The following is a 14,405-nucleotide window of genomic DNA, read 5'->3' on the forward strand; positions in this document are numbered from 1 at the left end:
TTTTTTCACGAATTAATTACTCTTTGTTAGCTTGTTCTTGTTCTTGTTCTTTTTCTTCCTGAATGACTACTTTTCGTGAAAGATTCACTCGACCTTGTCTGTCGATTTCAATTACCTTTACAAATAGTTCATCATCCAATTTTAATACATCTTCTACTTCTTTCGTACGTGCTTCCTGAATCTCAGAAATATGAAGTAAGCCGTCTTTGCCCGGGAAGATTTCCAAGAATGCACCGAACTTCTCAATACGCTTAACTTTCGCCAAGTAGTACTCGCCTACTTTTGCTTCACGTACGATATTTTCGATCATATTCTTAGCTTTTTCATTCATTTCAGAGTTTGGCGACGAGATATAAATCGTTCCATCTTGCTCTGTATCGATTTTCACTTGAGTTTCTTCAATAATTTTATTAATGACTTTTCCACCTGGTCCGATCACATCACGAATCTTATCCGGTTTGATATGGATGACTATAATCTTTGGTGCGTATTCAGATAATTCTTCACGAGTTGAAGATATTGTCGTCAACATATGATCAAGAATTTTGATACGACCAATTTTCGCTTGCTCAAGAGATTCTTCTAAAATCTGACGGGATAAACCATCAATTTTGATATCCATTTGAAGAGCAGTAATACCATTATTAGTACCTGCTACTTTAAAGTCCATATCGCCTAAATGGTCTTCCATTCCTTGAATATCTGACAGAATGGAATAGTCTTCTTCTTTTTTGATCAATCCCATAGCAATTCCAGCTACAGGTGCTTTGAGTGGTACACCAGCGTCCATCATAGCCATTGTAGAGGCACAAATTGATGCTTGTGAAGAGGAACCATTAGACTCCAATACTTCTGCAACTAGACGCATTGTGTAAGGGAATTCCACTTCATCGGGAAGCATAGGCTGTAATGCCCGCTCTCCCAATGCACCGTGACCAATTTCACGACGACCCGGAGCACGAATCGGACCTGTTTCACCGACACTGAAGTTCGGGAAATTATAATGATGCATGAAGCGCTTAGACTCATCTGAACCTAGACCATCAATAATCTGATTTTCACCAAGCGCGCCTAATGTACATACACTTAGTACTTGTGTTTGTCCACGTGTGAATAATGCAGAACCATGAGTGCGAGGTAAGATCCCAGTTTCGGATGATAGTGGACGGATTTCGTCAAGCGAACGGCCATCTGGACGAACTTTGTCGACTGTAATTAGACGACGTACTTCATCTTTCACCATTTGCTCAAGAACCGCTTTCACTTGCTTGATAGTCTCTTCGTCAGCTTCAGCTTCTGTGTAATGCTCAAGTACAGCTGCCTTCACTTCGTTGATCGCTTCCTCACGTGCATGCTTTTCTTCAGTTTGGATTGCTGTCATTAGTTCGTTTTCACAACGACCTTTTACTTCTTTACTTATGTCTGCATCCAATGTAAACAATTCGATTTCGAACTTTGGTTTGCCAATTTCAGCTACAATTTTCTCTTGGAATTCGACTAATTTCTTAATTTGATCGTGACCAAACATAATTGCTTCTAACATGATCTCTTCAGAAACTTCTTTAGCTCCTGCTTCGACCATATTGATTGCATGTTTTGTTCCCGCAACGACTAAATCAAGTTCTGATGTTTCAAGCTGACTCGGTGTAGGATTGATGATGAATTCTCCATCTATACGACCTATTTGAACGCCTGCGATTGGCCCATCAAATGGAATATCTGAGATAGATAAAGCCAAAGAAGAACCAATCATAGCTGAAATTTCAGATGAACAATCCTGATCCACTGACATAACAAGTGAAATTACTTGGACGTCGTTACGGAAGCCTTCAGGGAATAATGGTCTTATCGGACGGTCAATCAACCGACTAGTCAATACTGCATTTTCTGAAGGACGTCCTTCGCGCTTGATAAATCCTCCTGGGATTTTACCAACCGAGTACATGCGTTCTTCATAATTCACTGTAAGTGGGAAGAAATCTAGAGGTTTTGGTTTCTTAGAAGCTGTCACCGTGGAAAGTACTGTTGTTTCGCCATAGCGAACAAGCACCGCACCGTTAGCTTGCTTTGCAAGTTGGCCGGCTTCGATTGTAAGCGTACGTCCTGCCCAATCGAGTGTATAAACTTTTTTCTGTTCTGACATTGTAGAACTCCTCTCTATTGTAAAACTGTATACATCTTGTATGTAATTATTCATAGTGTATCAAACGTGATACATATATGCGAAATATTTCATCTTAATTCCATAGAAAAAAGCGGGCAAAGCCCGCTTCTCAGTCTTATTAACGGCGTAAGCCAAGTGATGCAATAAGATCACGGTAACGTTGAACGTTAGTTTCACGTAGATATCTCAATAGACGACGACGTGTACCAACCATTTTGTACAAACCACGACGTGAGTGGTGATCTTTCTTGTGAGTACGTAAGTGGCTGTTCAGGTTATTGATCTCTTCAGTAAGGATAGCAATCTGAACATCAGCAGATCCAGTATCATTTTCATGAGTCTTGAATTCGTTAATCAATTCAGCTTTGCGCTCTTGTGTAATAGCCATCCTTTTCACCTCCTAAATAAAAGTATCCCCGTCCCCCGAGCAAACGTTGGTGACTCGTGTTGCCAAGAAGAGGTTCGTGTAATGAACACTATTGTATCATATCACGGCATTATGTCAGTTGCAACAACCAACTAGTCGGTTAATAAGTCGTTTGCCGTTTGCTTGTCTTTTCCAATTTGCATTTTTAATGCATCAAGTGAATCGAATTTTTGTTCCGAACGTATACGGTACAACCATTCTATTGCCATTTTTTGTCCGTACAGATCCATATTGACGTCCAGCAGATGTACTTCAGCTGTAGGAATTCGATGTTCTGGATCATGAAATGTTGGCTTTACACCCATATTGCAGACACCGCGGTACCATGTATCTCCTATCAGGCAACGCACGGCATACACACCACTAGCGGGAACTACATGTTCTTCGGCAGTTTGGATATTAGCTGTAGGGAAACCTAACTGACGTCCCCGTTTTTCTCCATGTATTACTTCACCCATTGTACGGAATGGACGACCGAGAAGTACCGCTGCCGCTTCTACATCACCATTAGATAATAGTTGGCGAATTTCCGTGGAAGATACTTTGTTCGCTTGATTGAAAGTCACTTTAGAGATGACTGTTGTCCCAAACTCACCTTCCGATAGCTCCTGCATCTCTTTCATCGTCCCAGAACCCTTTGAACCAAATGTAAAATCGAAGCCAGCCGTAACATGTTTAACACCAAGTCCTTTGATAAAGATATCGATAAATTTTTGCGGTGAAAGACTAGCCAATTCCCAATCAAAACTGACGATGAATAGAGTATCCACACCAAGAGATTCAAGCACCCTGATTTTTTCTTCAATCGGTGTAATATATCCAACATTTTTTCCTGAAAACAACTGTGATGGATGGGGGTCGAATGTCATGACAGCTGTCTCGATCGATAAATCATCTGCAACTTTTTTTGCACTGCGAATGACTTCCTGATGTCCTTTATGTACACCATCAAAAAATCCAATAGCTAACGAAGAAGCAAGATGTTGTCGAATATTTATCGAATCCGGATACCGTAATCTATAGATTTTCATTTCTATCTCTCCTTACTCACTAGCTAGCAGCATTTTTTCCGGTTTCATTAAACCGGGCTTTGTTGGATGTTTTTGATAGATTGCCAACACACGACCTTCGAACATCATCATGATAGAAGGGTGATTAGTTAGCAGTGGTACTGCGGGAAGCACTTGACCATTTCGTATAGATTCCAATGATGCTGCATCGATTTCAAGTTGTGGAAAATCAGTCAATACATCTTCGATAGGACGCAAAATTGTCTGTACTTGATCTAACTCCATCACTTGTGCTACTTCTTCGAGAGTTTTACAATGTGATTCGTCAAAATTACCCGAAACAGTTCGGACTAAGGAATCCATATGTGCTGGATATCCAAGTAGTTCGCCAATTTGCACAGCTAACGTTCGGATATAAGTTCCTTTACCACAACGTACTCTAATGGAAAACATTACTTCTTCGCCACTAAAAAGTTGATCTTCATTCAATAAATCCATTTGATAGATCTGCACTTTACGAACAGGACGTTCTACATCAATGCCTTTCCTCGCATATTCATACAGACGTCTGCCGTTTACTTTTACCGCAGAATACATAGGTGGGATTTGAGTGATTTCACCTGTTAGTTGCTCTAATGCTTCTACAATTTGATTCCTTGTGAATTCTTTCCGTGTTAAATCACTTATTACAGTCTCGCCTTGCGCGTCTTCGGTTTCCGTTGAGCGCCCTATAGAAACGGTTGCGATATACTCTTTACCTGCATCTGTAATATATGAAGCGACTTTTGTAGCTCTTCCTATACATATAGGCAAGACACCTTCTACTTCAGGATCCAAGGTGCCTGTATGTCCGACTTTTTTTGTCCGTAATATCTTTCGTAACTTAAAGACACAGTCATGCGACGTCATACCTTTCTCTTTCCATAAAGGTAGAATACCGTTCATCTTACCCCTTCTTCCTAAATTCATTCAGAAAAACTTGCTCTATGTAAGAAGGGAGGAAGTCATGCCGCCTAAGCGACTATGAACTTCCTCCTCGTGTTTATTGTTCATTTTCGTCTTTTACTTTGCGGATCAAACTTTCAATCCGATTACCGTAAGCGACTGATTCATCGATTTCGAATTCAATTTCGGGTGTTTTGCGAAGGCGGATTCTCTGACCAATTTCTGATCGAATGAAACCTTTTGCTTTGGAAAGCCCAAGTAACGAATCTTCCTTTTCTTTATCCGTTCCTAGAACAGAAATAAAGATTTTCGCTTGTTGTAAATCTCCAGTTACATCAACACCGGTCACCGTCACAAATCCGATACGTGGATCTTTTAGTTTTTGGCCGATAATATCGCCCAATTCCTTCTTCATTTGCTCTGCTATACGATTAGCACGCACTGACATGGCAATTCACCTCGTTCTTTGCTCATAAGTAGTCAACTGTACATGTAGTCATTTCCCAATCAGGATTGGATTCAAACAGACGAATCGCACGTCTCACTTCCCGTTCCGCGGCGTCTTTGGAAGATGCCACGGCAACTAATGCGAATGTAGTACGTTGCCATAGATCTTGATGATCGATTTCAGCAACCGATACATTATAGGAGTTTTTCACCCGATCCCTCATCCTATTCAAAACGGCTCGCTTTTCTTTTAAAGAAGCCGCTGCTGGGATGTAGAAAGAACATTCCGCGTAAACAATCATACTCTTTTAATTTCTTCCATAACGTACGCTTCGATGATATCTCCTTCTTTGACATCATTGAATTTTTTAATTGTAATACCACATTCATAGCCTTTTGCAACTTCTTTTGCATCATCTTTGAAACGCTTCAATGTATCCAATTCGCCTTCAAAGACTACAATGTTATCGCGCAAAACACGAACGCCAGCATCTCTTGTGATTTTGCCATCGATTACATAGCTTCCTGCAATCGTTCCGATCTTAGATACTTTAAATGTTTCACGAACTTCTGCCTGACCTATTACTTTCTCTTCATACTCCGGATCAAGTAGGCCTGTCATAGCTGATTCGATTTCTTCAATTACTTTATAAATAACACGGTGCAGGCGAATATCTACACCTTCTGCTTCAGCGGCACGTTTTGCATTGGTATCAGGACGTACGTTAAATCCAATAACGATTGCGTTAGATGCAGCTGCCAAAGATATATCGGACTCATTGATCGCCCCTGCGCCAGTGTGGATAATTTTTACATTAACGCCTTCTACTTCAATCTTCATTAGAGAAGCCGCCATTGCCTCAACCGCACCTTGTACGTCTGCTTTAACAATTAAGTTCAATTCTTTCATTTCGCCTTGTTTCATTTGATCAAACAAGTTATCGAGTGTTACACGTGTTTTCTCCACACGCTGTTCTTGAAGCGCTTCTCCAGCACGTGATTCAGCAATTTGACGAGCCGTTTTTTCATCCTTAAATACGACGAAACGGTCTCCTGCAAATGGAACATCACTCAACCCAGTAATTTCTACTGGTGTTGAAGGACCTGCCTCTTTTACGCGACGACCAAGGTCACTGACCATTGCACGAACACGACCGTACGTATTTCCGACAACAATTGGATCTCCTACATGCAATGTACCATTTTGCACAAGCAAAGTAGCTACAGAACCTTTTCCTTTGTCGAGTTGCGCTTCAATTACAGTACCTCTAGCTCTAATGGAAGTATCAGCAGTAAATTCGCCTACTTCTGCAACTAATAGAACCATTTCGAGTAACTGATCAATTCCCTCACCTTTTAGTGCAGAAATTGGTACGAAAATCGTATCGCCGCCCCAGTCTTCTGCGACTAAACCGTGTTCAGTTAATTCCTGCATAACGCGGTCAGGATTTGCAGAAGGTTTATCCATTTTGTTAACTGCAACAATGATTGGAACTTCTGCTGCTTTTGCATGGTTGATCGCTTCAATTGTTTGTGGCATAACACCGTCATCAGCTGCTACAACTAAGATTGTCAAGTCCGTAACTTTCGCACCGCGCGCTCTCATCGTTGTGAAAGCTTCGTGGCCTGGTGTATCAAGGAATGTGATTTTCTTGTCGTTAGCTGTAATTTGGTATGCACCAATATGCTGAGTAATGCCACCCGCTTCACCTTGCGTTACTTTAGTGTTACGAATAGAGTCAAGCAACGTCGTTTTACCATGGTCAACGTGACCCATAATCGTGACAACTGGTGGTCTTTCTGTTAGTTCACCTTGTACTTCTTCTTCCTCTTCAGGATCTTCGAAGTAGATCTCCAAGTCTGTTACGTCAATGCGGATCTCTTCTTCTACTTCAACGTCGTATTCCGCACAAATTAACTCAATTGCATCTTTATCTAATTCTTGGTTAATGGTTGCCATTACACCAAGCATGAACAACTTTTTGATGATTTCAGAAGGTTCTTTACCTAATTTTTTAGCTAGCTCACCCACTGATAATGACTCATAAAAAGTAATTTTATCCGGTAATGGTATTTCAATCTTTTGTGCAGGTACCGCCGGACGGTATCTACGGCGACCTTGATTAATCCCGCGTGCTGGTGGTCTACCACCGCGACCCCCGCCTGGACGTCCGCCTCCGCCAGCTGGACGTGCTGAACCTGCACCCTGCTGACGTGGTGGTTGCGAGCTACCCGCTTTCGGTGCGGATGTAGATTGTCCTTGAGGACGAGTGGAAGCTGGACGGTTAGATCCGCCTTGGCTACTTGCAGGTCGGTTAGAACCTTGCGCACCAGTCGGTTTATTTGTGTTGCTTGGACGATCTGTTCTCTGGTTTGCTGGTTTGCTCGCTGGCTTAACTGTAGCAGTTTTCGCCTCTGGCTTTTTAAGATCACCAAACTTCTCATCTAATTTTGCAATAGATACTGGATCCAGTTCTTCCATATGGCTCTTTATTACAATATTACTTTTACTTAATTCAGCAGCAATATCTCGACTTGTTTTGCCTATTGATCTGGCATATTCATGTACTTTCATTTTCGTCATTAGCCCACCTCCGATTAAATTCATTGAGAAGCTCGGATAACTTTTTTGCGAATCCTTTATCTGTTAGTGCCAAAACGACTCGAGCTTCTTTTCCAATTGCATGCCCGAGTTCTTCACGGCTTCCAAATACATGCTTCTCAACGTTGTACGTATTACATTTATTCGTTAATTTTTTCATTGTGTTCTTTGATGCATCATCAGATAGGATAACCAGATGCGCTTCGCCTGCACGCACTGACTGTACGACTAAATCTTCACCCGTTACAATTTTACGTGCACGTGCCGCCATACCAAGCAATTGATAAATAGGTGTCGAATCTTTTGTCATTTAATTGCCTCTCGACGAATTGCATGCAAAAGGTCTTCGTATACTTCTTCCGGTACTTTGACATTCAATTGATGTTCAATCGAGTGTTGCTTACGTGCTTTTTCTACGGCATCCTCCGTTTTGGAAACGTATGTACCGCGGCCTGACTTCTTTCCCGTCAAATCCACGGATACTTCGCCTTCTTTCGTACGGACAATTCGAATCATTTCTTTTTTGGGTAACATGTCACCAGTCGCTGCACATTTACGCAAAGGGATTTTTCGATTGTTCGCCATCAGCATGCAATCCTTTCCAAATCAATCTTCTTTGTCTTCATCTGCGTATAAATCAAAATCTTCAGCTGATTCAGCTGGCGTTTCATCTTCATACTCATAAGCTTCTAGGAACTCATCTGCACTACCATCTACCTCTTCTACTGGCACTGCAAGAGATTCCTCACGGGGATAGATCCCTAATTCTCTGGCATCCGTTTCACTTTTGATATCAATTTTCCAACCCGTTAATTTAGCAGCCAATCTTGCATTCTGGCCTCTTTTCCCGATTGCCAAGGAGAGTTGGTAATCTGGTACAACAACAGTAGTAGAACGCTCTTCTTCATTTACTTGTACATCAATAACTTTTGAAGGGCTTAAAGCATTTGCGACGAAGATTACCGGATCTTCGGACCACTCTACGATATCTACTTTTTCACCATTCAATTCGTTCGAAATAGTTTGGACACGTGCTCCTCTTGAACCTACACAGGAACCTACTGGATCCACTTCTTCGTTTGTTGTGTAAACAGAGATTTTTGAGCGATCGCCCGCTTCACGTGCAATCGATTTGATTTCTACTGTACCATCATATATTTCAGGCACTTCTAGTTCAAATAAACGCCGTAATAGACCTGGATGTGTTCTGGAAACAAAGACTTGAGGTCCACGTGCTGTTCTTTCCACTTTTGTAATGTATACTTTGATGCGATCGTGGGGTGCATATGATTCTGTTTGAATTTGTTCGCTTGACGGTAACACCGCTTCCACTTTCCCTAATCCAACGAATAGGTTTTTTGGATCCATGCGCTCTACAATTCCGTTGACGATATCTTCTTCACGATCGATATACTCTTCATAGATCAAACCGCGTTCAGCTTCACGAACACGCTGGGTTACAACTTGCTTAGCAGTCTGGGCAGCAATTCGTCCAAAATCACGCGGAGTGACTTCTTCCTCAACGACATCATGTAGTTCATATACCGGATTGATGAGTTGTGCATCTTCCAATGAAATTTGCAATCGCTCGTCTTCTACTTCTTCTACTACATCTTTACGTGAATAGACAGCCATTGTGCCTTTGTTTAAATTCAAGTCCACACGCACGTTTTGTGCTTGGTTAAAATTTCGTTTGTACGCTGTCACAAGCGCTGCTTCAATTGCATCGACTATTACGTCTCTTGAAATACCTTTTTGCTGTTCAAGAGCTGTCAGTGCGTCGAGTAGCTCACTACTCATGTTCATCACTCCTACATTCCAATTGTTGTTGCTCTTGGTTCCTCGGTCACTAGCACAAGACTAGACAGAGGTTGTTTTTCGCTTTAAAAATCAATTGCCAGTCGTGCGAATGCAATTTTCGTTTTGTCAATTTCCACTAGTACTTTTCTCGTCTTGATCCGTATTTCCACTTTTGCATGTTCCGGTCCGTACCCGAGTAAATACCCCTCGAATTCTTTCATTCCATCAATCGGTTCATACGTTTTGATGAACACGTATTGGCCCACGGCTTTTTCAAAATCTTCATCTTTTTTCAAAGGTCTTTCCGCCCCGGGAGAAGACACTTCAAGGAAGTAATTTTGCGAAATCGGATCCACAACGTCTAGTTCCTCGCTAAGTTTATTACTAACTGCCGCACATTGATCTATGTCAATATTACCTTCAGGTGTATCGATGTAGACGCGTAAAAACCAATCGCGACCTTCTTTCAAGAACTCAACATCAACCAGTTCAAGACCCAATTCTTCAACGATCGGCCTTGCTAACTGTTCGACTTCCTCTATAATTTTACTCATATGGTATCCCTCCCGAAATTCAAAATAACAACAGAAAAGAGCGGGAAGCCCCACTCTTTTCCGCAAGACGTATAGCAAAAGTTGTTTTAATCGTATCACAAGGCCTTTTACAATGCAACTGAAGCAACCGCTGCAAGCCCATTAGAATAGGGATAGTTGGTTCGCTTCAGGCATCCCTTCCAAGCAACCGAGGTTATCCAAATACTCCACAACCGTTTTAGAAACTCGACCTCTCTTCTGGAAGTCTTCTTTCGATAAAAATTCACCGTCTTTTCTCGCCTCAACAATCGTCTTTGCAACGTTAGTTCCTAGTGAAGGAATCGAGTTAAATGGCGGAATCAGTTTATTGTCTTCAATAAGAAACTGTGTCGCATCCGATTTATAGAGATCAGGTTTCGCAAATGTAAATCCTCGCTCAACCATTTCCAACGCTATTTCCAAAACAACTACTAAGCTCTTCTCTTTCGGAAGTGCGTCCAATCCTTTGGCGTTGATCTCTTTAACTTTCGCTCGAATACTTGCAGAACCTTTACACATCGTCACCAAATCGAAGTCGGTCGCTCGAACGGTGAAATACGTCGCATAATACATAATTGGATGATGCACTTTGAAGTATGCGATTCGTAGTGCCATTAATACATATGCTGCGGCGTGAGCTTTCGGGAACATGTACTTGATTTTTTTACACGATCCGATATACCAACCTGGAACTTTATTCTCTTTCATTGCTTCTTCAAATTCGGGAGTCAATCCTTTTCCTTTACGTACAGATTCCATAATCTTAAATGCAAGTGAAGGTTCAAGTCCCTGATAGATCAAATAAACCATAATATCGTCACGACAGCCAATCACTTCTGATAGCTGACAAGTTTTATTCTGGATTAATTCCTGTGCATTACCAAGCCAAACATCCGTACCGTGTGACAGACCGGATATCTGTATTAATTCAGAGAAAGTAGACGGCTTCGTTTCTTCTAACATTTGTCGCACAAATCGTGTTCCAAATTCCGGCACGCCAAGAGTTCCTGTTTTGCAATCAATTTGTTCTTCTGTTACGCCAAGAGAAGACGTACCACTAAACAGTTCCATAACGCCTTTATCATCGGGCGGAATGGACATCGCATCGATGCCTGATAAATCTTCCAACATTTTAATCATCGTCGGATCATCATGCCCTAGAATATCTAATTTCAATAAATTATTATCGATGGAGTGGAAATCAAAGTGTGTTGTCTTCCAGCTTGATTCTAGATCATTCGCTGGGAATTGAATCGGTGTAAAATCAAAGATGTCCATTGTATCAGGCACTACAATAATCCCACCAGGGTGTTGTCCTGTATTTCGTTTCACGCCTGAGCATCCTTGTACAAGCCGGTCAATTTCCGCACCACGCATTTGGATATCGTTATCATTCATATACCCTCGAACATATCCATATGCAGTTTTTTCAGCTACTGTACCTATTGTTCCTGCACGAAACACATAATCTTCTCCGAACAGCTCTTTTGTATAGTTATGCGCATGCGCCTGATACTCACCACTGAAGTTCAAATCGATATCTGGAACCTTATCACCCGCGAACCCAAGGAAGGTTTCGAACGGGATATCCTGACCATCTTTTTTGAACATCGTCTGGCAATTTGGGCATGCTTTATCTGGCAAATCATATCCTGAACCAACTGAACCATCATCAAAAAATTCATATGTTTTACATGACGGACAAACATAATGTGGCGCCAACGGATTCACTTCAGTGATTTCCATCATGGTTGCAACAAATGAGGAGCCGACAGATCCCCGCGAACCAACTAAATAGCCATCGTCTAATGACTTTTTCACCAGCTTATGCGAAATTAGATAAATAACCGAGAAACCATTATCAATAATAGACGTTAATTCCTTTATGATTCGCGCTTCAACGATCTCTGGCAATGTTTCACCGTATATTTGATGCGCCATAGAATACGTCAGATCACGTACTTCGTCTTCCGCCCCTTCAATTGTAGGTGTATACAGATCATCTTTGATTGGTTTCACATCACCAATACGTTCTACAATTTTCAATGGATTGTCTACTACAATTTCTTTCGCTACGTCTTCACCTAAAAACTCAAATTCTTTCAACATTTCATCTGTCGTACGGAAGTGAACTTCAGGTAGCGAGTGTCGATTTAACGGATTTGCTCCACCTTGTGAACGAACAAGAACTTTCCGGTAGGTCGCATCCGTCTCATTTAAGTAATGCACATTCCCTGTTGCACAAACTGGCAATCCCGTTTTTTTACCAAGCTTGATCATCTTACGCATAATATCCTCGAGGTTCCACTCATCTCGTATTAAATCGAGTTCGAGTAAATGCGAGTAGACGGGCTTTGGATGAAGTTCCAAGTAGTCATAAAAGCTTGCGATTTCTTCTACTTCTTCCATCGGCTTTTGCATTAACCCTTCAAATACTTCACCTTTATCACAGCCTGAACCCACGATTATTCCCTTTCTATATTTCACAAGTAACGAACGCGGTATACGGGGCACGCGATAGAAAAAGTCCATATGCGAAATAGATACGAGCTTAAATAAGTTTTTCAGCCCTTCATCATCTGTTGCAAGTAAAGTACAATGTGAAGGTCGTGAGCGTTTATAAGCATCCCCTTCACCAATATTCTTATTTAGATCATCCAGCCACTTGATCCCTTTTTCTTGTGTCTCCGATAGCAGGCGTAAAAACAGATACGCAGTAGCTTCTGTATCGTAAATGGCGCGGTGATGTTGTGTTAATTCAATATCGAATTTTTTAGCCAATGTGTTCAAACGGTGATTTCGCAGTTCGGGATAAAGGAAACGAGATAGCTCCAATGTATCAATGACCGGATAAGCGATTGTTTCTATTTTTGCGCGCTTACATGAAGCATAAAAGAAGCCCATATCAAACGAAGCATTATGTGCAATCAACACTGCATCCCCAATAAACTCTATAAACTCTGCCATTACGTCTTCAACTTCTGGTGCATTTTCTACCATGTCATCTGTAATACCCGTCAGATTCGTCGTCACGGACGACAACGGATGATGCGGATTGGCAAAGCGTTCAAACCGATCAATGATTTCTCCATCTTTCACTCGTACAGCTGCAAGCTCGATAATCGTGTCGTACACAGCTGACAAGCCTGTAGTCTCGACGTCAAATACAACGTACGTATCTGTTTCAAGCAGACGGTGTTGCTCTTCATAGACAATTGGAACACCGTCATCCACCAGATTGATTTCCAAGCCAAACAACACTTTAATACCATGTTTTTTACCAGCGTTATAAGCATCAGGGAAAGACTGAACGTTCGCATGATCTGTTATCGCAATCGCTGGATGTCCCCATTTAGCTGCTTGTGCCACTAATGCTGGCGCTGAAACGACTGCATCCATTTGACTCATGGATGTGTGCGCATGTAATTCCACACGTTTCTGTCCATCAGGCGCTTTGTCTATTCGTTCAATAGTGGGAATAACGGCAATATCTTGCGCCATCATGATTAAGTCACGTACGAATGTATCGTTCTGTATACCACCGCGAGCTCTTACCCACATACCCTTTTTAAAGGAATTCATAATTTCTGCATCTTCATTATCACGCGAAAACATTTTGACTAAGATTGAATCGGTGTAGTCTGTTACTTTCAGTGTCAATAATGAACGGCCACTTCGTAACTCTCGTACTTCCGCATCAAATACAAAACCTTCAATAATCAAACGTCTTTCTTCATCTTGTATTTCATGGATCGGAATAACTGGCTCGCCTGCTTTGATCGGTGTACCAAGAGATAATACTCTGTCAGAATCACCTTGCTCGCTTTTCATCGTTTCACGTTGTTGCAACTGATGATACGCTTGCTTGGATAACAGGTCTTCTTCCTGCTGCTTTTGCGAAAGAAATTGCTGACGTTCTTCTTCTGCGTTATGGCATTCAACAATCGATACATCGAACATATACTTTGGAAAACCGAATTGCTGATAGAGTGACGATAATATATCCACATATTTATTTTTTAATGTTTGACACTCCAAATCGTTTGAGCAAGTAAGCAATAATTTCTCGCCGTGTATCTTAGGCTTTTGTTCCACTAAACATTGACGTATAGGAGGAGATATATCCGCTAGCTCATCTACGATTAGTGGCCAATAATCTATGATTAATTGTTCATTCACTTCATTTTTTCTAACTTCCATTTCAATATGGACATTCGCAATAGCTGCGAACGATTCATGAACACGTTGTTGCATAATTTGGAATACTTCGATAGGTAACACTTCATCGAGTGTTATATTGAATTTCCACACTCTTGTTTTCTTCTGTATAGTTACACGATTTAACTCACCGTTTTGAAAATAGGTCATGAACTGATCATCTGTCAGTCCTGTCTGTTGCAGCAAAGTTAAAAACTTTTGAGCGGCATCCATCTAAATT

The 14,405-nt window shown here is 41.4% G+C and carries 12 protein-coding genes; all 12 read right to left on the bottom strand.

Translation table 11 applies throughout. The features are described 5' to 3' along the window. Nucleotides 1-16 precede the first annotated feature (16 nt). The 12 genes from pnp to CSV75_RS06185 all read right to left on the bottom strand — a co-directional run bounded on the left by pnp (nt 17) and on the right by CSV75_RS06185 (nt 14,398). Nucleotides 17-2,143 carry a polyribonucleotide nucleotidyltransferase gene (gene pnp, locus CSV75_RS06130; RefSeq protein ID WP_099675114.1) on the bottom strand — a complete coding sequence of 709 codons (2,127 nt, stop codon included), beginning with the start codon at nt 2,141-2,143 and terminating at the stop codon, nt 17-19. 139 nt (nt 2,144-2,282) lie between these two features. Further along, nucleotides 2,283-2,552: a 30S ribosomal protein S15 gene (rpsO, locus tag CSV75_RS06135; protein WP_083035469.1), complete on the bottom strand. Its 270-nt coding sequence runs from the start codon at nt 2,550-2,552 to the stop codon at nt 2,283-2,285. 131 nt (nt 2,553-2,683) lie between these two features. Further along, nucleotides 2,684-3,622: a riboflavin biosynthesis protein RibF gene (gene ribF / locus CSV75_RS06140; RefSeq protein WP_099675115.1), complete on the bottom strand. Its 939-nt coding sequence runs from the start codon at nt 3,620-3,622 to the stop codon at nt 2,684-2,686. A 12-nt stretch (nt 3,623-3,634) separates the two neighbouring features. Continuing rightward, nucleotides 3,635-4,546 carry a tRNA pseudouridine(55) synthase TruB gene (gene truB / locus CSV75_RS06145; protein WP_099675116.1) on the bottom strand — a complete coding sequence of 304 codons (912 nt, stop codon included), beginning with the start codon at nt 4,544-4,546 and terminating at the stop codon, nt 3,635-3,637. A gap of 97 nt (nt 4,547-4,643) precedes the next feature. Next, entirely contained in the window at nt 4,644-4,994 is a 351-nt protein-coding gene (gene rbfA, locus CSV75_RS06150) for a 30S ribosome-binding factor RbfA (RefSeq protein ID WP_099630953.1), read from the bottom strand. A 22-nt stretch (nt 4,995-5,016) separates the two neighbouring features. Further along, nucleotides 5,017-5,295: a DUF503 domain-containing protein gene (locus tag CSV75_RS06155; RefSeq protein WP_099630952.1), complete on the bottom strand. Its 279-nt coding sequence runs from the start codon at nt 5,293-5,295 to the stop codon at nt 5,017-5,019. Beyond that, on the bottom strand, nt 5,292-7,577 hold the full coding sequence (gene infB, locus CSV75_RS06160; RefSeq protein ID WP_099675117.1) for a translation initiation factor IF-2: 2,286 nt from the start codon (nt 7,575-7,577) through the stop codon (nt 5,292-5,294). The genes CSV75_RS06155 and infB overlap by 4 nt, the downstream gene beginning before the upstream one ends. Beyond that, nucleotides 7,555-7,905, bottom strand: coding sequence for a YlxQ family RNA-binding protein (locus tag CSV75_RS06165; RefSeq protein ID WP_099675118.1), 351 nt, complete (start codon nt 7,903-7,905; stop codon nt 7,555-7,557). The genes infB and CSV75_RS06165 overlap by 23 nt, the downstream gene beginning before the upstream one ends. Further along, nucleotides 7,902-8,180, bottom strand: a complete 279-nt coding sequence (gene rnpM, locus CSV75_RS06170; RefSeq protein WP_099631034.1) for an RNase P modulator RnpM — start codon at nt 8,178-8,180, stop codon at nt 7,902-7,904. The genes CSV75_RS06165 and rnpM overlap by 4 nt, the downstream gene beginning before the upstream one ends. A 21-nt stretch (nt 8,181-8,201) precedes the next feature. Next, nucleotides 8,202-9,395 carry a transcription termination factor NusA gene (gene nusA / locus CSV75_RS06175; RefSeq protein ID WP_099630949.1) on the bottom strand — a complete coding sequence of 398 codons (1,194 nt, stop codon included), beginning with the start codon at nt 9,393-9,395 and terminating at the stop codon, nt 8,202-8,204. A gap of 83 nt (nt 9,396-9,478) precedes the next feature. Then, nucleotides 9,479-9,949: a ribosome maturation factor RimP gene (gene rimP, locus CSV75_RS06180; protein ID WP_099675119.1), complete on the bottom strand. Its 471-nt coding sequence runs from the start codon at nt 9,947-9,949 to the stop codon at nt 9,479-9,481. A 141-nt stretch (nt 9,950-10,090) separates the two neighbouring features. Next, complete coding sequence (locus CSV75_RS06185; RefSeq protein ID WP_099675120.1) at nt 10,091-14,398, bottom strand: PolC-type DNA polymerase III; 4,308 nt, start codon at nt 14,396-14,398, stop codon at nt 10,091-10,093. Nucleotides 14,399-14,405 lie beyond the last annotated feature (7 nt).

Source organism: Sporosarcina sp. P18a (assembly GCF_002743135.1).
Lineage (GTDB): Bacteria > Bacillota > Bacilli > Bacillales_A > Planococcaceae > Sporosarcina.

Coding starts and splice junctions, on each gene's coding strand:
- rimP (WP_099675119.1), bottom strand. CDS start 9,949: ATGAGTAAAATTATAGAGGAAGTCGAACAGTTAGCAAGGCCGATCGTT.
- ribF (WP_099675115.1), bottom strand. CDS start 3,622: ATGAAAATCTATAGATTACGGTATCCGGATTCGATAAATATTCGACAA.
- CSV75_RS06155 (WP_099630952.1), bottom strand. CDS start 5,295: ATGATTGTTTACGCGGAATGTTCTTTCTACATCCCAGCAGCGGCTTCT.
- CSV75_RS06185 (WP_099675120.1), bottom strand. CDS start 14,398: ATGGATGCCGCTCAAAAGTTTTTAACTTTGCTGCAACAGACAGGACTG.
- truB (WP_099675116.1), bottom strand. CDS start 4,546: ATGAACGGTATTCTACCTTTATGGAAAGAGAAAGGTATGACGTCGCAT.
- CSV75_RS06165 (WP_099675118.1), bottom strand. CDS start 7,905: ATGACAAAAGATTCGACACCTATTTATCAATTGCTTGGTATGGCGGCA.
- rpsO (WP_083035469.1), bottom strand. CDS start 2,552: ATGGCTATTACACAAGAGCGCAAAGCTGAATTGATTAACGAATTCAAG.
- pnp (WP_099675114.1), bottom strand. CDS start 2,143: ATGTCAGAACAGAAAAAAGTTTATACACTCGATTGGGCAGGACGTACG.
- rnpM (WP_099631034.1), bottom strand. CDS start 8,180: ATGGCGAACAATCGAAAAATCCCTTTGCGTAAATGTGCAGCGACTGGT.
- infB (WP_099675117.1), bottom strand. CDS start 7,577: ATGACGAAAATGAAAGTACATGAATATGCCAGATCAATAGGCAAAACA.
- nusA (WP_099630949.1), bottom strand. CDS start 9,395: ATGAGTAGTGAGCTACTCGACGCACTGACAGCTCTTGAACAGCAAAAA.
- rbfA (WP_099630953.1), bottom strand. CDS start 4,994: ATGTCAGTGCGTGCTAATCGTATAGCAGAGCAAATGAAGAAGGAATTG.